Here is a 20102-nt window from a genome sequence, read left to right on the forward strand (position 1 = left end):
TCAATGTCGGATGACGGGCACACCGAGCCTAGGCGAGGTGCCGAGTGGTGGGGCAAGAGCCCTTTTGGTTACTTTTGGGGCTCTTTTCCAAAAGTGACCCGCTGTAAGAGCGGAACCAATAGCCGCCGTTACCGAAGCAACGGATATGTACACATACCCAGAAGAGAGTGTGTAGATACCTATGCCGCGATGGGGGAGCATCAGGCAGCCCATCAGTTGACTGATACACCACCATCGCAGGCAAGCCCGCCCCCACAGTGAGAGTGGGTGTACTCCACCATCCACTGCAAAAACGCCTTCACCTTGGGAATCTCCCCGGCATGCTCGGCATGGGCGATAAAGTGCGCGCCACTGCTGGGCATCGCATAGTCCCATGGCACCACCAGGCTGCCCTGGGCCAATTCGTCAGCCACCAGGTAGTGCGGCACCAGCGCCACGCCGTAACCCGATTGCGCCGCGCGTATGCACATGTAGAACGTGTCGAAGCGCGGCCCGTGGTAGCTGTTCTGTGAATGCAGGCCCTGTTCCAGGAACCACTCGTGCCAGGCCTCGGGCCGTGAGGTGCATTGCAGCAAGGTGTGTTGCGATGAAGCGTCGCTGCCCTGGGCGACAAACCCCGGTGCGCACACTGGCACTACCGCTTCGCGAAACAGCTCAATGCAGGTGGCCCCCGGCCATGACCCCTGGCCGAAGAAGAACGCGATATCGGCCTTGGCCTGCAGCACGTCGAAGGGTTCGAGCTCGTTGCGCACATCCAGGTGGATATTCGGATGACGGGCGGCAAAGTCCTTGAGCTTGGGCACCAGCCAGCGGTCGCCGAAGGTCGGTTGGGTGGCGATGCGCAGCACCTCGGTTTCACCACCGTAGGTGAGGATATAGCGACTGGAGATATCCACCTGGGTCAGGATCTTGTGCACTTCTGCCAGGTACAGCGAGCCCGCCGGCGACAGGTACAGACGCTGGCGCACGCGCTCGAAGAGCTTGTGGCAGAGCATTTCCTCCAGTTGCGCCACTTGCTTGCTCACCGCACTTTGGGTCAGGTGCAGTTCTTCGGCGGCACGGGTGAAGCTCAGGTGCCGGGCAGCGGCTTCGAAGCATTGCAGGGCAGTCATCGAAGGGGTCAAGCGTTTTGAGATCATGGGAGTTCATTCCAAACAGGAAGGAGCCTTTGCCTAAACGTCATTTGTGACCCAGGTGTAAAGCCGTTGATACTGACCGGCAACACTATAAATAAACTGGCCCGTGTTTGCGGCGCCAAATAATAAAATCCAACACGGAGAGCCTTGCATGCAGCATCTGAAATCCACCCTGGCAGCACTCACCGCCGCCACTGTCCTGGGCCTGGCCGGCACTGCTCACGCAGGCGCGACCCTGGACGCGATCCAGAAAAAGGGCTTTATCCAATGTGGGGTCAGCGACGGCTTGCCAGGCTTCGGCGTGCCGGACGCCCAGGGCAAGATGACCGGCATCGACGTTGATGTGTGCCATGCCGTTGCCGCCGCCGTGTTTGGCGATGCCTCGAAGGTTAAATTCACCCAACTGACCGCCAAGGAGCGCTTCACTGCGTTGCAATCCGGGGAAATCGACGTGATCTCGCGCAATACCACCTGGACCAGCTCACGGGATTCCGGAATGGGCCTGGTGTTTACCGGCGTGACCTATTACGACGGTATCGGGTTTCTGGTGAATACCAAGCTGGGAGTGGCCCACGCCAAGGAGCTGGATGGCGCGACCATCTGTATCCAGGCCGGCACCACCACCGAGTTGAACGTCTCGGATTACTTCCGTGCCAATGGCATGAAATACACCCCGATCACCTTCGACACCGCCGATGAAAGTGCCAAGGGCCTGGAAGCCGGCCGTTGCGACGTGCTGACCACCGACCAGTCGGGCCTGTACGCCCAGCGGATCAAGATGGCGCACCCGGATGAGTTTATCGTGCTGCCGGAAGTGATCTCCAAGGAACCCCTGGGCCCGCTGGTGCGCAAGGGCGATGACGACTGGTTCAGCATCGTCAAGTGGACGCTGTTTGCCATGCTCAATGCCGAGGAAATGGGCATCACCTCGAAGAACGTCGAGGAACAGGCCAAGACCACCAAGAACCCCGACATCGCCCGCCTGCTGGGGGCCGATGGGGAGTACGGCAAGGATTTGAAGCTGCGCAAGGACTGGGTGGTGCAGATCGTCAAGCAAGTAGGCAACTATGGCGAGGTGTTCGAGCGCAACATTGGCCAGGGCAGCGTGCTGAAGATCCCGCGCGGCCTCAATGCGCTGTGGAACAACGGCGGCATCCAGTACGCGCCGCCGGTGCGCTAACGGTTACTGCGAAACCCGGTCCTTGCCCGCGGCCTTGGACCGGTACAGCGCCTGGTCCGCCCGGGCCATCAGGTCGGCGGGTGATTCGCCATCGAGGCGCTGTACCACCCCCAGGCTCAGGGTCACGTTGAAATCGCCCACGGGAGGCAGGTCGAGCACCGCCCGGCGAATGCGCTCGGCCAGTATCCGGGCGGTTTCCACGGTGCTCTTGGGCATAATCAGCATAAACTCGTCGCCGCCCCAACGTGCCAGCAGGTCGCCCTGGCGCACGCAATGCTCCAGGCATTCGACTACCCGCAGCAGGGTGGCATCTCCCACGGCGTGTCCATGCTGGTCGTTGATCAACTTGAAGTCATCGACATCCATGGCAATCACCGCCAGCGGCAGACGAAACCGCTGAGCGCGCGCACACTCTTCGAGCAGGGCTTTTTCCAGGCGATAGCGGTTGGCGATGCGGGTCAAGGTATCGCGCTCGGCCAGGGAGCGGTTTTCCTCGAGCTGTAACTGCAGTTGCTGGTTGACCCGCGACAGTTCGCGGGTGCGTTCAGCCACCAGCGCTTCAAGGGATTGGTTGCGCCGCTCAAGCTGTTCCAGGGAGCGTTTGCGCTCATGAATGCTGCGGTGGGCGCCAACCATGCGCGACACCGAGCCATCGGCATTGCGGGCAATGATGTAGCCACGGTCTTCGATCCACAGCCAGGTGCCGTCTTTTTTTCGACAGCGGTATTCGGCTTGATAGTGAGGGGTGCGGCTATTGATGTAGTCATCGAAGACTTTCATCACATGGGGGTAATCGTCGGGGTGGATCACGCTTTCCCAGGTGAAGACGGTGTTTTCCAGGGAATGGTGATCGTAGCCCAGCATTTCGTACCAGCCGGGGTTGCGATAGACAAACCCGGTGTTGGCGTTCCAGTCCCAGATTCCATCGCTGACCAGTTCCATGATGGCATGGACCAGGTCGGCGTTGACGTCGAAAAGCTCACTGTTCAACGGATCCAAATCGGATGTATCGCCCATCTGCGCGCTCCCTGCGAGGATGCCGGCTCATTGTGGCCAGTCAGGTGTTAACGCCGATACTCCGTGGCTGGGCGTACTGTACAGCGAGGTTTGTCCGGGTAAAATTGTGGCTAAACGCCATTATTGTTGGTGGCCAAGCTAGAGCGGTTCCACCATCCGGGTAGGAGCCGAGCCGTTGGCGTTGTGCTGGTAAATCGCCTCCGGCTGCCCTTGCTCATTGAAAAACACCTGGCCGATGCCGGCACTGTTCCACAGGCGTTCTCCCGCTTCGGCATGTTCCGGGGTATACGGCACCACTTGCATGCGCCGGCGCCGGGTCAGCCAGTTCAGGGGCGAGCGTGGTGAGTAGAGCCAGCGGTTAAGGCGGTCGAACCATTCCAGCAGGCGCGGCGGGAATTGGTTCTTGATGCCACTGCTGGTGATCTGCCAGATATTCGGCCCGCCGTTGCGATGGCGGATCAGCACCTGGTAGACGAACGAGTAGTGCACATCCCCCGACAGAATCACGTAGTTACCTGGGGTGCGCGAGTGGCGGAAGATATTCAGGATCACCTGCGCGGCGCCACGGTGGGCCATCCAGTTTTCGGCATCGACCAACAGTGGGTAACCGCACCAACTGAAGACTTTCTGCACCGTCTCGATCAGCTTGACGCCGAAGATCGGCGCAGGCGACACGATGATTGCCGAAGGGTGGTCGAGCAGTTCTTGTTGCAGCTCACTCAAGGCTTCCCAGTCCAGCAGGCCGGACGGTTGCTTGAGGGTGAATTCACTGCGCCAGCGCCGCGTACGGGTGTCGATGACCACCAGCGCCGGGGTGGTGGGCAGCACGTAATGCCACTGTTGAAACTGCAGGAGTTCTTCGAGCAATTGGTCCTGGGCGGGCGCGGGTAAATGGTTGTCGTGCTGCTGGGCCGTCGCGCTCAGGGCCAGGGTTTTTTCCACAAGCGCGGCGAAGGCATCGGGGTTGTTGCCCCAGCCCTGGCAGAGCATATAGGCGAGCAAGGCGTTGCCGATGATGCGTTTGGAGAACGGATGGCCATAGGCGGTCTGTTCCCACTGGGCGCTGAGGTTCCAGTCATCGGTGATGTCGTGATCATCGAAAATCATCAGGCACGGCACATGGGCGAACACCCGGGCCACACCGCCCAGACCGTCGCGAAACTTATCCACAGGCACCTGTTCGCGGGCGTAGCGCGCCCGTTCTTCGGCAGTGAGCCGAGTGGGCGGCTGTGTGGCGATCAGGGTCCAGGGGGTGGGCGACCAGACCAGCAGGTACATGGCCATGACTTCAGCGAAAGTCACCAGGTGGTTGTCGGCGGTGCTGCTGGTGAAGATCGGCTTTTTCACCCCGCCAAAAAAGCGTTCGCGCAGGGTCTCGTTGCTCTCCAGGGCCGGCAACAGATCGGCGCGATGGTAATAGCTGGCAGGGTGGTCATAGAGCTTGGCGCTGTCGTCCACCACGGCGCCATCGAGGTGCTCATCGAACAGGCCCAAGCGCGCAATCAGCCCATGGATGGCGCGCAGCATCGGCCCGGCCACATCGTCGGCGTACACCTGGTCGCCACTCATCATCAACAACGCCGGGCGCTGGGCCAGGCTGCGGTCGGCGGCCAACAGGCGATCAGCGCAGAGCAGGCCCTCGTCGGCGTAATGGTGGGGTTTGCGGCAAGAACCGTGCAGCAACTGGCGGATACGGCTGTGCAGGATGAAGTCCGGGGCCTGGGCGCCTGGGTACAACAGATGCGGGGCCCATTGGGCGATGCCGGCGCCACCCTCGATCAGCAGGTCATACCGGATGGGCACGTCCTGAGGCAGGGGCGTGGCCAGCGACACATCAATCAGGTGGATAAACGCCGCGCGGCCCACGGCAATGACCTGGCAGCGTGTGGCGTCGAGGTCGATATCCAGGGACTGTTCGCCCTCGTCCTGACAGAACTGCAGCCGCAAGGTCAATGCCAGCGCGCGACTGCCCACCAGCCACAACACCAGGCGGCCCGGCTCCAGGCGACGCAATAAGGGGCCGGCGAGGACGGCGGGCAATGTGTCGGGTTGCAGCATGAAAACACGGCTCTGTGCGGGATTGGACTGGGTAGGTTAACGCAGTGGATGTCGGTGTTTTGTCAAAGCAGGCTCACTGTGGCAAGCGGATACATGTGTTCACCAATCTTACGGTCATTGGCTGATATCCGCTGCTAGCCTCGACATGTACTTATTGTTCAAAGGCGCAAAGGAATGCTTCGTCAGCCAGACTCTCATTTGTTACGCCGTGGCCGGTACTCGGAGCCAGGCCGATCCTATCTGATAACCGCCGTCGTGTATGGGCGACGGCCATTGTTCCGTGATCTGCGCCTGGGCCGATTGTTGGTGGCCGAGCTCAAGCGTACCCATGACTCAGGCCAGGTCAACTCGCTGGCCTGGGTCATTATGCCGGATCACTTTCATTGGCTGTTTGAGCTGCAAGAGATGGGGTTGGCGCAAGTCATGGGGCGGACCAAGTCCCGGAGCACGCTGACGATAAACCGTGCTTGCGGTACCACGGGGCCGTTTTGGCAGCGTGGTTATCATGACCGTGCGGTGAGGGCTGAAGAGGACCACCGGAAAATCGCTCGCTATATTATTGCCAATCCGCTGAGGGCAGGGCTGGTGGAGCATATCGGTGACTACCCATTATGGGATGCGGTCTGGCTCTGAGTTTTGTGATGTGGTTGTGGCGAGCGGGCTTGCCCGCGCTGGGCTGCGCAGCAGCCCCAAAACCGGGCGCTATGGTATGCCTGACACACCGCAGAGGTCTGAAGGGGGCCGCTGCGTAGCCCAGCGCGGGCAAGCCCGCTCGCCACAGAGGTAGGCACAGTGGGCCGCGCGGTCAGCATGGGGGCTGCGTGACCTTGGGGACGGTAAAGCGGAATTCACTGCCACGCCCCAGCTCGCTTTCGGCTTCGATCCGCCCGCCGTGGGCCTTGACGATGCCCTGGGTGATGTACAGCCCAAGGCCGCTGCCCGTGGGGTTGTTTTCGGTCAGGGTCCAGTAGCGGTCAAACACGTGGGGCAGTTGGTCAGGGGCAATGCCTTCGCCGGAGTCGCGCACCGCAAACACAATCTCCTCGCCATTGCTCATCGCCGAAATCCCGATCTTGCCCTGGCGCGGGGTGAACTTGATGGCGTTGCCGATCAGGTTCGACAGTACCTGGAACAAACGCTCCGGGTCGGCGTTGATCTGCAGGCCGGGTTCGGCGTTGAACGACAGGTCAACCCCCTTTTCCTGGGCCAGGGGCGCCAGCAGCGCATAGGCTTCTTCGAGGATCTGGCTGACGTCCAGGGGCACCGGCTTGACGGTATAGCGGCCCGCCTCGATCTTTGAGGTGTCGAGCAAATCCTCCAGCAACACATTCATGCGCGCGGCGGCCTGCTGCATGGTGTCGATGGCCGAGGAAATCCGCCGCGAGGTGTGGGTGCCATCAGAGCTGAACGCCTTTTGCATCATGCCGCACAGCATTGAAATCACGGTCATCGGGTTGCGCAGGTCATGGGACACCACCGCCACCAGTTCATCCCGGGCGTGCACCGCTTGTTGCTCGCGCAGGACCTGGCGGGCCAGGTCGTTTTCCAGGGCCGAACGGCGCAGGTCGTTGGCGGCGAAACGGTCGCCAGAGCTCCACTTGGTGGAGATGCCAGCCATTTCCACCTTCCAGATTTCAAACGAGGTGCGTGGGCGAAGGCGCAGGCCCGCGTCGGATTTTTCCAGGGCCAGCGGTTTCTGCGGGTCGCCGCTCCACTGGATGTTCTCTTTGACTTCCGGGCGGAACCACAGCACGCCGTTGTCCACCGGCTTGGGCAGGCTCATGGCCAGGACGCCACTGGCCACTGGCTGATAGTCGGCTGCGGGCGGGTAGACCGCTGACAGGTGGTGGCTGGCAAACACCGGTTGCCCGGTGTCCTGCAGCCATTTGTGTAAGGCGCGGATCTGCGCCGGATCCGGGCAGTTGCCATAGCGATGCAGTTGCTGGCCTTCAATGATCGCCACGCCACCGGCCAGGACCAGGTCCATCAACACCTGCGGGCATTGGGCCAGGCCGTCGAACACCGTGTCCGCTGACGCGCTCATTGCCTGGTTGAGTGTGTCCAGGGCCTCGACTTTTTCTTCACGCTGGCGGCTGATATCCAGGGCCTCCATGGCGCTGATCTGCAACGACAGCACCTGGCCGATGGTCTGGCAGGTGGTGCGCAGGTCGTTGGGCACGTGCAGCGGCTCGCGGTTGCCGCAACTGATCAACCCCCACAATTTGTCGCCTTTCATCAGCGAGATGCTCATGGACGACAGCACGCCCATGTTCTTCATGTACTGGCAGTGGATCGGCGACACGCTGCGCAGGGTGGCGAAGCTCAAATCCAGCGGTTGCCCGGTGTCCGGGTGCAGCTTGGGTAGCAGCGGCACCGGCTCGTAGTCGGCATTGGGGATGATTCGCAGCCAGTTGGTGCGGTACAACTCGCGGGCCTGTTCCGGGATGTCGGACGCCGGGAAGAACAGGCCGTTGAACAGTTCCATGGACGGCGCGGACGCTTCGGCGATGACCTGGCCGTGGCCTTCCTCTTCGAAGCGATAAATCAGCACACGGTCATAGCCGGTCATGGCCTGGATTTCGCTCACGCTGATTTCGTACAAGGCTTGCAGGGTTTTCGCCGACTGCAAACGTTGCAACATCTTGCCCAGGTTGCTGGCGCGGCCGTTCACCGACTTGGGCTGGAAGTGCTCGTAGCGTGGCTCGAACTCCAGCACCAGCACGCCTTGATGGCGGTGCAGCAGGCCTTCGAACTCGTTCCCGTTGAGGGTGACGTGCAGCGCCGGGGCGTCGATAAAGTTAAGTTGACTGGCGATCTGCTGCACCGTGCGCGCATTGTCCGCGCCCAACAGCGTATCCAGTGGCTGGCCAAGCAAGGTCTCAGGCGGGTGATTGAACAGGCTGGCCACGTTGGCGCTGACTTGCACGATTTGCAGGTCCGGTTCGCGCAGGGTCAGCAGTGCGCCATGAGGCTGGATCGCGCCAGGGAAGCGGATCGGCTCGTCGGCACAGTTGGCCAGCAGTTCTTCAAAATCTTCGGGTTTCATAGCAGTACCTCCTGGCTGTCGAGCCATTGCTCAAAACAGCTGAATGTCGAGCAGGCCGCGTCCTCCGCCTGCTGCCGGCCGAGGTCGTCCAGCGGGACGTGGCCCAAGTAGTCGAGAAAGTCTTTCCAGCGCCGACCAGTCTCGGTGCCGTATATATCGAGAAAGGCGCCGCCGTTGCTGGCGTCCAGCGCCAAGCGCCGGGCCATCTCCCGGCGCAGTACCTGGCCGCCGAGGGTCGCGCCTTCGAGCACATACAACACACCCAGGCAGGCGGCCGGGGTGTCGAGGCGTGGCAGGCGAGGGCAGAGGGGCAGGGCGGCAATCGCCTGGCTGGTGAGGCCCAGGGCAATCAGGTCACTGTGGAGGGTAGGGGTTTTCACCCGCAGCGCCTGGTTGAATCCCACAGGAATCAAGGCGCAGTCGTACAGTCGTGATTCCAGCGGGTGGTAGAAACCGTAGTAAGCCTCAAACAAACGCCGATACCCGTCGGCATCCAGCTGCGGGGAAAAGAATGGCAAGCGTTTTTCCAGGGCCACATGGAGCAGGGCTGTGCCTGCGCGCAAGGCTTCAAGCAGGGAGGGCGCCGCGACGTCATGGGCCTGTGGATGCATGCAGTAAGCTCGGACTGGTCGGCCAGGGCAAACCATGGCTGACGCGTGGGTGAAGGGCGGGCAACGATTCTGTTTGTCCCGTCGTCTGTATCTGAAAAGCTGGGTAAAAAATCTGACGTTGTTGTCAGAAAAATAACCCAATATTCAAAAACAGACCCCACACCTTATCGCGAAGTTCGATTGCCGCCGTGTTGTGACGCTATCAGTGCAGGGAGGTACCCTGCACCAATGCCGACTGCACACAGTCAAGCAGGCGCTCGGTGCTCCATGGCTTGGGCAGGAATTTCACCGTATTGCCCAGTTGCGCCGCCATCACCGTATTGCCCGAGGTCAGCACCACCGGCAAGGACGGCCAGCGATGGGCCACGACCTTGCTCAGGTCATACCCGTTGAGCAGGCCGGGCATCTGGATATCGCTGACAATCAGGTCTACCGGATCACTGGTCCGCTCCAGAAAAATCATGCCTTCATCGGCCGATGGGAACGAGGTCACCACCGCGCCGAACTCCTCCAGTACATCCACCATCAACGAGCGAATGATTTCGTCGTCTTCCAGTACCAATATCGATGGCTGAGCCATGATCCTTACTCCACCATCTGGGTTGAGTAAGGTGGAGTGGCAGGCCACGGGATAGGTTCTACTGAATATTTTTTATTCGATGGGTGGTCACTTGGGCGTGTCGGCAGCGTGGATAAAACGGCCGCTGCTTGCGAGCCGCGGGTGGGATAAGCCAGGATGTGGGCCACGTAACTTCACAGCAAGGGATGCGAGTGTGAAAGAACTGATTGGGGCGTTGATCGTCTTTGCCACCGTGTTGTTCGGGTGTACCGGGGTATTGGTCGCCGTCGCGTTTACCACCCAGAAAAGCCGCCTGGAAATACTCAAGACCTTGGGCGGCATGAGCCTTGGCCGCGACCGCTTTATCGGGATCGCCCAGTTGTGGGCCAACCTCTTCCAACGGGTGTTCGGGCAAACGTACCTCGCCCGGCGCCAACTGATCAGTATCCCGCTGTACACCTTGCTCGTGTCGCTGGTGTTTTTTGTGGTGTGGCTGCTGGATCTCTACCTGTTTAAAAATCCCGAGCACGTGTTCAATGTGCCGCCGCCGCCGAATGTGCTGCAAGCCATCAAGGACTTCTACGGCAAGGGGCTGCTGGTGGCGATGGTGATCGACTGCGTGACCATCCAGTTGACCAAATGGAGCATCAACGTGGGAACGCGTCGCGGGTTTGGTTCGTGGCAGTTCCTGGGGTGCTTTTCGGCGACGATTGCCTTGGCCTACCTGTTGTTCAGTGTGGCGGTCTACTGGTTTCGCTGGTCGGACATGAACGAGCTGTACGCCATGTTGCCCGCTGACGAAGTGCGGCCGACGATCGCGTTCAACCCGTTGCGCAATGTGCTGTATTCGATCGCGTTGTTTCAGCCCGTGACGTTTATCTATGCCACCTCCGAAGGTTTTATCTCCAGTTACTTCATGCCCGAGCCGATCCTGTTTTACTGCGCGGCGACCGGAACCCTCTCGCTGCTCACCATCGGCGTGGTCTATCAATTCGCCCGAGGCGCGGAGCTGTTGCGACGGTTGTGCATGGGCTTTGTCAGCCACGTCGGCACGCCCCGGACCAACGCCATGAGTGTGGTGCTCATGATGCTGCTGGGGCTGGTGTTGGTGCCGTTGTGCCTGATGGCGCTTTATCTGGCTGTCTGAAGATTCGGCCTGTTCCGTCAGAAGCGCTCGTCCAGCAGGGCCGGCAAAGTCAGCTCTTTGACAAAGCTAGCCGATGACAGGCTCAAGGCCATGCGCACCACTTGCACCACGTCGTGTACCGGGATCAACTGCCCGTCGCCACGCTGCTCGGCCTCGAGGCGGGAGGTGCTCAATGGATCCTCGGTATTCAGGTAGCCCAGGTTCAGGCAGGTCACGCCCAGGCGCTGGTGCCGATAACCTTCACGCAAGGCATCGGCCATGCCGCGCAAGGCGAACTTCGACGCGCCGAACGTCACCTCCGGGCGCCCACTCTGTGGCAGGCCTGAGGTAGAGCCGGTAAAGATGATGCGTGGGTTGGGGCTTTTTAACAGCACGGGCAGCAGGCGCTTGATCAGCAGCAAGGGGGCGGTGATGTTGCAGCTGACAATGGCCTCCAACTGCGTGTCTTCATCCTTGAGGAAGCTGTAGGCCTCATCGAACGCCTGTTCTTCCCAGATACCCAGGTTATAGATCAGCGTATCCAGGCCGTCCTGTGCCACCGCCTGCTCGATGACCTGTGCGGCTTGCGCCGGCTGGCCAAGGTCGGCTTCGACCCATGACACTTCGGCGCCACTGCTGGATATCAAGCCTGTAGGACGGCTACGCGAGACCCCGATCAAGGTATCCCCCACGTCGCCCAAGCCTTCCATAAATGCCCTGCCCAAACCTTTGCTTGCACCGACCACCATGGTTCTCATTGATCTCTCCTTGAACTGACGCGCTGATGGAAAGTGCGCATGCAAACAGAGGGCGGGAGTGATGGCAATTAAATGGCTGTGTCCAAATGTTTTGCCAGACAGCGGGAGCGATTTGCCTTCAGTTGATTTAGAGTGATGGCTCTTTGCCATTCATCCAGTCGACGCTAAGGAAGTAAAAATGAAACGGATCGAACGCGACTTCATCACCCTGTTCAATTGCCTGTGGTACCAGGATTTTCCGGTGGAGGTGGATGCCGTCACCAACCGTGCCGGGTGGACGATTCATGTGGGGCTGGTGATGCGCGAGTGCGCGAAATTGCTTGGCGCGCGTGCCTATTTCGAACAGGGCGGGCGTACCGATGCGGTCCTGAAATATCCCGACAAGAGCATCCTGTCCAACGTCGAATGGGAGTGGGTCCAGTCCCATAACGACAAAGTGGATGAAATCAGCAAACTGTTTAAAAACCATGAACAGGCGGCGTTCTCCACCTTCGTGTCCTACAGCACCAAAAGCCATTTGCCCGAAGCCATCGAGAAGGCGTCCAAGCTCTGGGCCAAGGCCAGCACACCGCTGATTTTCTTTGTCGTAACCTTTGAGTCGGTAGGGCGCGACCGGCACTTCCTGGAACTGCAAACGCACTTTTTCAGCCGTGGCAAACATAAAAAAATCCGTTCACAGCCAGCCCTGCCTTGGCAGATCAACCGGGCACGCTTCAATAACGTGGACGAGGACAAGTAAACCGCAGGCATAATTACCGCCTCTACCGCCTGAAGCCCGTGACCTGGAGCCCCTGATGAAACCCGCTGCCTTACTGACCTTGTTACTCACGGCCATGCTCTTCAACACGTCGGCGGTGGCAGCAGGCGATGCCGAGGCAGGTGGCCGGCTGTTCGCCAAGACCTGTGGCGGTTGCCACAGTGTCGGGTTGAACGCCCGTGGCGGCTTTGGGCCACAGCTCAACGGGGTGATCGGGCGGCTGGCGGGCACCACGGCGGACTATCAGTATTCCGCCGCGATGAAAAATTCGGGCGTGGTGTGGACGCGGGAAACCCTCGCGGCCTATATCGAGAACCCGAAAAAGGTGGTGAGCGGCACCCGCATGATTTTCTGGGGGATTAGTGATCAGCAGAAGATCGAGAATCTGCTGACCTATCTGGAGACCTTTCAGGCGCAATAGCGCGATACACCCAAATCCATTGCAGGAGCCGGCAAACCGGCTCCTGCAGGATTGGCAGCGATTTCAACTGCCTTGAGGTGTTTCCCCGCGTGCCAGTCGCGCATTGATATCGTCGATTACTGCCGGCAGGTCGACGATGGTGTCGATCAGGTAGTGCGGCCGTGACCCTTGAAACATCTGTGTAATACGCTCGCGTTCCTGCGCCAGTTCTTCGGCCGGCAGCGCCTTGTATTGCGCGTAGGTCCGTCCCAGTGCGTTGCCCGAGCAGGTCAGGGCGACTGTCCACATGCCGGCACTGCGTCCTTCCAGGATTCCTGGCCAGGTGTCATCGACCTTGACGCACGCCGCCACATCGCTGATGCCCAGGGCGATCACATTGGCCAGGGCCTGGGCCGGATGCGGGCGACCGTTGGGCACTTCGTCGGTGGCCACTACATGATCGGCCACATAGCCATTTTGCCGCGCCAACTCGACTACCTTGGCCATCACCACCGCCGGGTAGCCCGAGCACGAGCCGATCTTCAAACCCTTGGCGCGCAGGGTTTCAATCGCCTCCAGCGCACCGGGAATCACTGCCGAGTGCAGGGCGATTTTCTCGATCTGCAACGGCATGAAACGCTCGTACAGGGCGGTGACGTCTGCGTCGGTCGGCTGGCGGTTGAACACCGCACGATAGCGCTCGGCAATCTGCGGCTGATTGCACAGGGTGCGGATGTGATCCCACTTGCCCATGCCCATCGGCCCGCGGGCTTCCTCCAGGGACACGGCGACGCCGAACTCGGCAAAGGCCTCGACGAAAATCTGCGTGGGCGCAAACGAGCCGAAGTCGACGACGGTGCCGGCCCAGTCCAGGACCACGGCTTGCAAGGTAGAAGGTTGTTGGTAATGCATGATCAATCTCCATTTTCGGGTATGAGCAGGCCGTCCCTCGATTCACGAGGTAAGCCGGTTGAGTGCAAAAGGGTGAAGCGAATCAGGTAGCCGGTATGGGGCTGGCCTCGAACAGTTCGGCGATCATCGGTCGGTTGCGCCGGATGCCCAGGCAACACAGGTGGTAGTCGATGGAAAACGGGTGGTCGACGAAGGTGATCGGTGTGGTGCCGGGCGTTTCGGCGTATTCCACCGCCGACACAAAGCCAATGCCGATACCCTTGGCGATGGCATGCACGATGGCTTCGCGGCTGTTGAGCTGCATCACGCAGTTGAGGTCCACCCCCAGGCGCTTGCAGCTTTCTTCCACCAGTTGCCGGGTGCGCGAGCTGCGTTCGCGCATGACCCAACGCTCCTGGCTGATCTGCTCGACGTGTACCTCTTTCTGCGCAGCCCAGGGATGGTCGTCGCGCACCACCGCAATGATCGGGTAACGCCGGTACAGCTGCGTATCGAAGCGTTGGTCAAACTCCGAGAGGGCCAGGATTGCCACGTCGATATCAAAATTGAACAGGCGGTCGAGGGTCTCCTTCTCCGGGGAAAACGAGGTCTCCAGCGTGATATCCGGGTGGCGCTGCATCAACTCGTACGTCAGGTTCATGGCGATGGGCGGCGAAACAGCGCCCAGGCGCAACATCCCGGTCTTGCGCTGCTTGAAGCTGTGCAGCAGTTGCATGGCCTCATCCTCCTGGCCGAACAGGCCCTGGGTGATCCCGTAGAGCGCATGGCCGGCCGAGCTCATCTCGATAAAGCGCCCACGGCGGTGGAACAACTCCACCGAGAACTGCTTTTCCAGGCCGTTGACCTGTTCGCTGACAGTCGGCTGGCCGACGCTCAAGTACTCGGCGGCGAGGGTGAAACTGCCGGTCTTCGCCACCGCATGAAAGGACCGTAGCCACTTGTGGTACTGGTACATAACGCATCCTGTTCCAGGGATCAGCCGAGCCGGGTCATCAACGGCGGATAAACAGGGCCACCACCGCGCTGCACAGGCAGGCCGAGGTGACGACGATGAAGATCAGCGACGTATTGCCGGTACTGTCGAGCATACTGCCGATCAGCGGTTCTGCCAGGCCGGCGAACAGATAAGACGAGAAGTTCATCACACCCGTGGCCGTGCCTGCGCGCTTGGCACCCACTAGGTCCGGGCACAAAGCCCAGAAGCTGGACGCCGGGCCGTAGACAAAGAACCCGCAGAGAAACAGCGCCACCAGGCCGATCGCGCTATGGGGTGGCAGGCTCCACATCCACAGGCTGGTCGCGGCGCCGAGGAACATATAGAGCATGATCGCCAGGTAGCGCTTGGAGCCGAACAGCTTGTCCGACACCCAGCCATTGCTCAGGGCGCCGACGGCCATGCCCACCGGCAGGGCGACGGTGATCCACTTTGGATCGATCATGCTGTCGCCGCTTTTCCAGTTGGCGCCGAGGAAATGCACCGGCACCCACACGATCAGGCCGTAGCGTGCAGCGTTCTGGAAACCCAGGGACACGGCGGCAATGATCAGGCGCGCGTTTTTCAGCACTGCCTTGTAGCGCTGGGCCGAGGTTTCCTCTTCGCCGTGGGCCACTTCATGGCCCTTGTCCTCGGCGTTGGCCACGCCGGTATCGGCCAGGGGCTCGAAGCCCAGGTCCTGCGGGCGCTCACGGGCCACCAGGTAAAACAGGATGCCCCCGGCCAACATCAACAGGACCGGCAGGCGGAAGATCCAGCGCCATTCCAGTTGCAGCACCTCCAACACCACGATGGAGGTCACATAGGACAGCACCGACGCGCAGCCGGCGGCGAACACGTAGAAGCCATAGACCCGGCCGCGCTCGCTGGCGCTCCACCAGTTGGAGATCAAGCGACTGCCCGGCGCCCAGCCCAGGGCCTGGAAGTAACCGTTGATGCCCCACGGCAGGATCAACCCGGCAAAACCACTGGCAAAACTGGTGACCCAGTTGGCGCCACAGGACAGCACCGCGCCCAGGGTCATAATGCGCCGTCCGCCGAACTTATCGGCCAGGTTGCCGTTGATCGCCTGGCCGATGGCATAGGACCAGAGCATGGCGGCCGAGATCCAGCCCAGCACTTCCTTGGTCAGGCCGAACTCGGCCTGGATTCCCGGGATGGCGAAGCCGAAGGTCTGGCGCCCAGTGTAGAAAAACAGGTAACAAAACATCGCCGCGAGCAGCATGCGCCACTGGGCAAAACGGAACGACGCCGAGCGAACGGCAGGGGCAGGCAGGGTTTGTGCACGATTCATGATGTTTTCCTTATTGTTATTCGCCCCCGAAGCCGCAGCGACGGGGTGGCACCCTTTACAGGTGCAAGAGGAAAGACTGAATTGCGTTGAGCCTAGGCGGCTTTCGAACCGATAAAGTTTTTGCCGCGTGCACCTTGCAGGGCGAAGCGGATCATCGCGGCGGCCTCGGTGGGCGTGACGCCGTAATCGGCAAACTCGGTTTTTACCTCCAGGCTATGCAGGAAGTTGCGCAACCGGGTCTGGGCTTTGTCCAGGTCATCACCGAACACCCGTTGCAGGGTGCGATCCCGCGCCGCGTCATGTCCCCACGCCAAGCCAAGGACCAGCGGCAAGGTAAAGGAGCAGGCGATGCCATGGGGCAGGCCGTGGTGCAGGGTCATCTCGTAGGAAATGGAGTGGGCTAGCGCAGTCTTGGTATTGGAAAACGCCAGGCCGGCCTTGAGCGCGGCCAAGGCCATGCGCGAGCGCAACTCCTGATTACCGAGGTCGCGCCGCAGCGGTGGCAGGCATTCCAGGATGTCCTCGATGGCCGATACCGCGAACGTGTCCGAAATCGGATTGGCATTGATGTTCCAGATCGCCTCCAGCGCGTGGGACAAGGCGTCCAGCCCCGTCGACACCGTGACCCCGGCCGGTACGGTCAGCATCAACTGTGGGTCGACAATCGCCACCTTCGGCCAGGTGCAATCCAGGTGCAGGGAATACTTCTTGTGGCTGGCCGAATCCCAGATCGTCGCCCAGGGCGTCACCTCACTGCCGGTGCCCGCCGTGGTCGGCGCAGCGATCAAGGTTTTGCAGTGCGCCGGCACAAACGGTTGGCCGGTCGCCAACAATGCCAGTAATTCATCGAACTGCCCGGACTCAGTGCCGACAATCAGCGCCTTGGCCGTATCAATCGCACTGCCGCCACCGACGGCCAGCACCACATCGCAATCCCCGGCTTGCAGCCAGAAGCGCTCGTAGGTTTCACGCAATTGCGCGACATCGGGATTGGGCTGCACATCCTCGACGACATACACCAGACGCTCGCCCAGCAATCCCTGGATCCGCTCGACCAAGCCCAGGCCACGGGCCTCCGGGAAGGTGACGAGGGCGACGGTCTGCTGCGCAGTGATACTGGCCAGGTCTTGCAGGCAGCCCCAGCCGAAGCGGGTGTCTACCGGGTTATGGAATCGGGCAGTCATGGCGTGTTCCTGGTTTTTGTTGTTGGAAGTGGCACCAATAGTCGGGGAGGGTGGGGGAGAGCTCAAATCGATAGATTGGGGGGATGGATTGGCTGGGCCGATATGAGATGTAGGACGGTCAAGGGCAAGTGCCTGCCTTGGCGTGGTTGGGTCTTTGCCACGACCACGCCGATACGAGCTCTAAGCTTACCGCCGCTGCTTTTCTGTCCTAAACGTTGCGTACTGGTAGGATCTTTCCTGTTTTCATGTAGCCCCGTCTTTGGCAGCACTGCGTTTGCTACTTTTGCGTGAAAAATACGCGATGGAGACGCGGAATGCTCACTTTCGATTCCCTATGGAAAAACCACCCGCAGATCTATGGAGACGCAGCGCCATGCCGGACCAACGGTGCCAAAAACTTCAGTGATCAATGCGCGATCAACCTTGGTGTTGCACTGCGCAGATCAGGCGCTGATCTGAGCAAATCAAGAGGCGTGCGCTATTGTTGGCAGCATCCCAAGGCTGAGGGCCATGTACTGGCAGCAGAAGAAATGGCCAGAGCATTAAGCGGTACGAACATTCCCGGCTTGCAACGAATGAGAAAGGTCACACCCGAAGGTTTTGAGGATGAGCTGCAAGGGCAGCGAGGCATCATTTTCTTCAAGGACTTTTGGCGCCGGGGGAGCGAGACATTTGGCAATCGCAGTGGTGATCACATTGATCTGTGGAATGGGCGGCGGTTGACGGATTGGTTGAGCTACCCGCGTATTCAACTTGGGTTTTCGATTGAGGGGACGTTCTCGGATTATCACGAGTCCAGGGAGATTTGGTTTTGGAAGGTTTTATGACGATAGTTAAGGGCGTGTTATTTGTAGCGTTGGTGGTGGCTGTGGCGGTTGCGGTGTTTAACGGGTTGGTTGTAGCGGCTTCGGCTTACTTTGGGCCGTTTTACGAGAATGATGCGGACCAGAGTCGGAATTTTGGGATTTGGTTGTTAGGGAATGGGGTGGTAGTTGGGGTTTCAATCTTAGTTGGAGTTGTTTGGTTCCGTCGGCGTTTGCTTCGGGGGTAGGAGCCCAGCTCTAGGAACCCCTTTTTTTTTTGGCTTGCTCCTGAATACTTCAGGCCCCGCTGGGAATAAATGTATTCGTTGATTGGCAGGCAATCCCGATCTGCAGTGCTGCATCCTGATCAGGAAAAGGGCACGGATCTATTTTCAAACAAGTCCGTCCCCTTTTACTACTGGGGCTTTGGGGCGCTAATCAGCGCAAATTCCTGCCACCTTCACCCCCTCTGTTCGAACCGCCGCCGCTTCAGGAACAACCCCACCCCCAGTGCAACGGCAAAGATCGACAGCAGCCCCAGGTCAAACCCAAACAAACGGATTTGGCTTGCAGCCACGCAGCCGACCGCTCCGATCGCTACCAGCAGCACCCCTAGCCATTTGCGAAGTGGGTACGGCTTCAGAAACCGATCGAGCAGAAAGAACAGCACCAGGGCAATGACCAACTGGGTAATGTCAGACATGTGTTTCTCCCGTCAGGTCTTGATGATCAGTGTCGAGGCGCTACGTTGTGGGCCGATGCCGCCATTCACCTGCGCCTCGATGCTGACCAGTATGTCGCCTGCATGATAGGTGGGCAGGGTTTCATTCACATACATGCGCACACCGGCGCCGACAGGGGCACCCACGTAGGGGGAGGCTACATAAGAGGTGGCGCCAGCGAAGGCCGAGGCCGCGAGGTTAGCGATCTTGGTGCGTTGGGCATTGAGAACATCGCCCTGTTGCCGGGTCAGCGGCTTGGAGATGCCGATCATCATCAGGCACGGCAGGTTCTTGGCCAGCATCTTGTCGTACACCTCGACGACCTTGCGGTTGACCTCATAGTGGGCGCTTTTCGCTTCACCAAAATGCAGCTCGCCCAAGCGTCCGCGCTCGCTGTCGGTGAGGGTGATCTGCGAGACGTTGAACACGATCCCGTGATTGCCCATGTATTGGAAAGTCCCTTCGAACTTCATTGCACGCATCCTTTCGAGCCAAAGGTGGGGATTGTCTAGAAGGCGCGCGCTGGATTCAAATCATTTCACCTGCCTGGCAAGGTGCGTTGCCCGCCGTAAGGTGCTGATTGCATGAGCAGGGGGGCATCTGTGATCCGGTGAACCGGAACAAATCGGTATGGTTGACCGAGGAAGGACTGGAGCGCGGGGTGAGAGAGTTGCTGTAGACGGGTAGTTCGATGGTGCCGGGGTGGGCGCTATCGCAGGCAAGCCAGCTCCCACACTTGATGGCGTACAGCCGCTGAATCACACGGCTTGCGGTAAAAAGACCTTGGTTTTTACCGGCCGATCAACCCAGCAGGTGTTTGGAAATCAGCCTGGAGATTTCCACCATCGAGGTCTTGCCCGTGAACTCGAACTTCACTTTGCCCAATGAAGAGAAGTAGATCTCCAACTCCGAATCCAGGTCGAACGTGCCGGAGGTTTCCACCGAGTACGCGACAATGTTTTTGTACGGCAGGGAAGTGAAGTCCTTCTTACTGCCGGTGATGCCTTGCACGTTCACGGCGATGATGCGCTTGGTGGTAAACACCACGCCGTCGCGCATGGCTTTGTAGGCATCTACTACCTGTTCGTCATCGAGCAGCAGGGATGCAACGCGTTCGGCGTATTCATTGTTTTGCTTGAGCTTGAAGAAGCCTTTGTTGTTGAAGTCGATCATTGGGCGGTCCTTGTGGTGGGGCAGGGAGGGTGCGTTACAAGATGGCCTTGAGGTAGTCCATAAGTGCGTCGAGCGGGGTCTTTAGTTCCTCCAGCGTCGAGGCTTGCTGGACTTCAGCCGCCAGCTTTTGCAGCTCACGGCCCATGACCGTGTTGGCACCCCCCAACGTCTCCAGGGCCAACTTCATGCATTCATCCAACTTGCGTTGGATAGTTGTCAGGTCGCCAGTGCGCACCAACAACCCAAACACCTCCCGCTCATACCCATCCATGACCAGATCGTCGCGCAGGATCGGGCTGCCATCTTCCGTCTCATGCACCAGTTTGAGGGCGAACAGAGCAACGGCTTCGAGTGTCAATTCCATGGTCCTGG

Annotated in this window: 22 protein-coding genes; 7 read left to right on the plus strand and 15 right to left on the minus strand. The window is 60.0% G+C overall.

The features are described from left to right. Nucleotides 1-212: 212 nt before the first annotated feature. Nucleotides 213-1139: a LysR substrate-binding domain-containing protein gene (locus HBR93_RS17845; RefSeq protein WP_128593804.1), complete on the minus strand. Its 927-nt coding sequence runs from the start codon at nucleotides 1137-1139 to the stop codon at nucleotides 213-215. Between the two features lie 148 nt (nucleotides 1140-1287). Here HBR93_RS17845 and HBR93_RS17850 point away from each other — a divergent pair, with 148 nt between their 5' ends. Beyond that, complete coding sequence (locus HBR93_RS17850; RefSeq protein ID WP_057437889.1) at nucleotides 1288-2316, plus strand: amino acid ABC transporter substrate-binding protein; 1029 nt, start codon at nucleotides 1288-1290, stop codon at nucleotides 2314-2316. A gap of 3 nt (nucleotides 2317-2319) precedes the next feature. Here the strand turns inward: HBR93_RS17850 and HBR93_RS17855 are convergent, their stop codons facing one another. Together HBR93_RS17855 and HBR93_RS17860 are read right to left on the minus strand one after the other, a co-directional pair. Next, nucleotides 2320-3333: a GGDEF domain-containing protein gene (locus HBR93_RS17855; RefSeq protein ID WP_169960768.1), complete on the minus strand. Its 1014-nt coding sequence runs from the start codon at nucleotides 3331-3333 to the stop codon at nucleotides 2320-2322. A gap of 138 nt (nucleotides 3334-3471) precedes the next feature. Then, nucleotides 3472-5391, minus strand: a complete 1920-nt coding sequence (locus HBR93_RS17860) for an alkaline phosphatase D family protein (RefSeq protein WP_169960769.1) — start codon at nucleotides 5389-5391, stop codon at nucleotides 3472-3474. 174 nt (nucleotides 5392-5565) lie between these two features. On the opposite strand from HBR93_RS17860, the gene HBR93_RS17865 reads away from it, so the two are divergent. Continuing rightward, nucleotides 5566-6024: a transposase gene (locus tag HBR93_RS17865; RefSeq protein WP_169960770.1), complete on the plus strand. Its 459-nt coding sequence runs from the start codon at nucleotides 5566-5568 to the stop codon at nucleotides 6022-6024. 172 nt (nucleotides 6025-6196) lie between these two features. Here the strand turns inward: HBR93_RS17865 and HBR93_RS17870 are convergent, their stop codons facing one another. The 3 genes from HBR93_RS17870 to HBR93_RS17880 form a co-directional block, all read right to left on the minus strand. Beyond that, on the minus strand, nucleotides 6197-8437 hold the full coding sequence (locus HBR93_RS17870) for an ATP-binding protein (protein WP_169960771.1): 2241 nt from the start codon (nucleotides 8435-8437) through the stop codon (nucleotides 6197-6199). Next, nucleotides 8434-9048 carry a biliverdin-producing heme oxygenase gene (locus HBR93_RS17875; RefSeq protein ID WP_057437896.1) on the minus strand — a complete coding sequence of 205 codons (615 nt, stop codon included), beginning with the start codon at nucleotides 9046-9048 and terminating at the stop codon, nucleotides 8434-8436. Before HBR93_RS17875 ends, HBR93_RS17870 begins: the two co-directional genes overlap by 4 nt. A gap of 202 nt (nucleotides 9049-9250) precedes the next feature. Further along, complete coding sequence (locus HBR93_RS17880) at nucleotides 9251-9628, minus strand: response regulator (protein ID WP_057444523.1); 378 nt, start codon at nucleotides 9626-9628, stop codon at nucleotides 9251-9253. A gap of 193 nt (nucleotides 9629-9821) precedes the next feature. Here HBR93_RS17880 and HBR93_RS17885 point away from each other — a divergent pair, with 193 nt between their 5' ends. Then, a complete protein-coding gene (locus HBR93_RS17885; protein WP_169960772.1) occupies nucleotides 9822-10754 on the plus strand; it encodes a hypothetical protein in 933 nt (310 codons plus the stop codon). Nucleotides 10755-10771: 17 nt separating this feature from the next. Here HBR93_RS17885 and HBR93_RS17890 read toward each other — a convergent pair whose 3' ends face one another. Next, a complete protein-coding gene (locus tag HBR93_RS17890; protein WP_115127473.1) occupies nucleotides 10772-11491 on the minus strand; it encodes an SDR family oxidoreductase in 720 nt (239 codons plus the stop codon). A gap of 178 nt (nucleotides 11492-11669) precedes the next feature. On the opposite strand from HBR93_RS17890, the gene HBR93_RS17895 reads away from it, so the two are divergent. Beyond that, on the plus strand, nucleotides 11670-12230 hold the full coding sequence (locus tag HBR93_RS17895; RefSeq protein ID WP_029300252.1) for a hypothetical protein: 561 nt from the start codon (nucleotides 11670-11672) through the stop codon (nucleotides 12228-12230). Nucleotides 12231-12285: 55 nt separating this feature from the next. Further along, nucleotides 12286-12669 (plus strand): cytochrome c family protein, encoded by a 384-nt coding sequence (locus HBR93_RS17900; protein WP_169960773.1) that lies wholly within the window; start codon nucleotides 12286-12288, stop codon nucleotides 12667-12669. A 63-nt stretch (nucleotides 12670-12732) separates the two neighbouring features. On the opposite strand, the gene phnX is transcribed toward HBR93_RS17900, so the two are convergent. The 4 genes from phnX to psrA form a co-directional block, all read right to left on the minus strand. Next, entirely contained in the window at nucleotides 12733-13560 is an 828-nt protein-coding gene (gene phnX, locus HBR93_RS17905) for a phosphonoacetaldehyde hydrolase (RefSeq protein ID WP_169960774.1), read from the minus strand. A gap of 82 nt (nucleotides 13561-13642) precedes the next feature. Then, nucleotides 13643-14515 (minus strand): LysR substrate-binding domain-containing protein, encoded by an 873-nt coding sequence (locus HBR93_RS17910; RefSeq protein ID WP_057437906.1) that lies wholly within the window; start codon nucleotides 14513-14515, stop codon nucleotides 13643-13645. 37 nt (nucleotides 14516-14552) lie between these two features. Continuing rightward, on the minus strand, nucleotides 14553-15848 hold the full coding sequence (locus HBR93_RS17915; protein WP_057437908.1) for an MFS transporter: 1296 nt from the start codon (nucleotides 15846-15848) through the stop codon (nucleotides 14553-14555). 92 nt (nucleotides 15849-15940) lie between these two features. Next, complete coding sequence (gene psrA / locus HBR93_RS17920) at nucleotides 15941-17032, minus strand: iron-containing alcohol dehydrogenase PsrA (protein ID WP_115127475.1); 1092 nt, start codon at nucleotides 17030-17032, stop codon at nucleotides 15941-15943. A gap of 314 nt (nucleotides 17033-17346) precedes the next feature. Here psrA and HBR93_RS17925 point away from each other — a divergent pair, with 314 nt between their 5' ends. Together HBR93_RS17925 and HBR93_RS27030 are read left to right on the plus strand one after the other, a co-directional pair. After that, complete coding sequence (locus tag HBR93_RS17925; protein ID WP_169960775.1) at nucleotides 17347-17859, plus strand: type VI secretion system amidase effector protein Tae4; 513 nt, start codon at nucleotides 17347-17349, stop codon at nucleotides 17857-17859. Then, entirely contained in the window at nucleotides 17856-18083 is a 228-nt protein-coding gene (locus HBR93_RS27030; RefSeq protein WP_262377323.1) for a hypothetical protein, read from the plus strand. The genes HBR93_RS17925 and HBR93_RS27030 overlap by 4 nt, the downstream gene beginning before the upstream one ends. 212 nt (nucleotides 18084-18295) lie before the next feature. On the opposite strand, the gene HBR93_RS17930 is transcribed toward HBR93_RS27030, so the two are convergent. From HBR93_RS17930 to HBR93_RS17945, 4 genes are all read right to left on the minus strand, one after another. Then, entirely contained in the window at nucleotides 18296-18538 is a 243-nt protein-coding gene (locus HBR93_RS17930) for a hypothetical protein (RefSeq protein WP_115127478.1), read from the minus strand. Between the two features lie 12 nt (nucleotides 18539-18550). Further along, nucleotides 18551-19030, minus strand: coding sequence for a hypothetical protein (locus tag HBR93_RS17935; RefSeq protein WP_057437915.1), 480 nt, complete (start codon nucleotides 19028-19030; stop codon nucleotides 18551-18553). A gap of 328 nt (nucleotides 19031-19358) precedes the next feature. Further along, on the minus strand, nucleotides 19359-19730 hold the full coding sequence (locus tag HBR93_RS17940; RefSeq protein WP_057437917.1) for a PH domain-containing protein: 372 nt from the start codon (nucleotides 19728-19730) through the stop codon (nucleotides 19359-19361). Nucleotides 19731-19764: 34 nt separating this feature from the next. After that, nucleotides 19765-20094 carry a hypothetical protein gene (locus tag HBR93_RS17945; protein WP_057437918.1) on the minus strand — a complete coding sequence of 110 codons (330 nt, stop codon included), beginning with the start codon at nucleotides 20092-20094 and terminating at the stop codon, nucleotides 19765-19767. Between the last annotated feature and the right edge of the window lie 8 nt (nucleotides 20095-20102).

Origin of the sequence: Pseudomonas sp. WS 5411, assembly GCF_012985595.1 — a bacterium.
Classification (GTDB): Bacteria; Pseudomonadota; Gammaproteobacteria; order Pseudomonadales; family Pseudomonadaceae; genus Aquipseudomonas; species Aquipseudomonas shahriarae.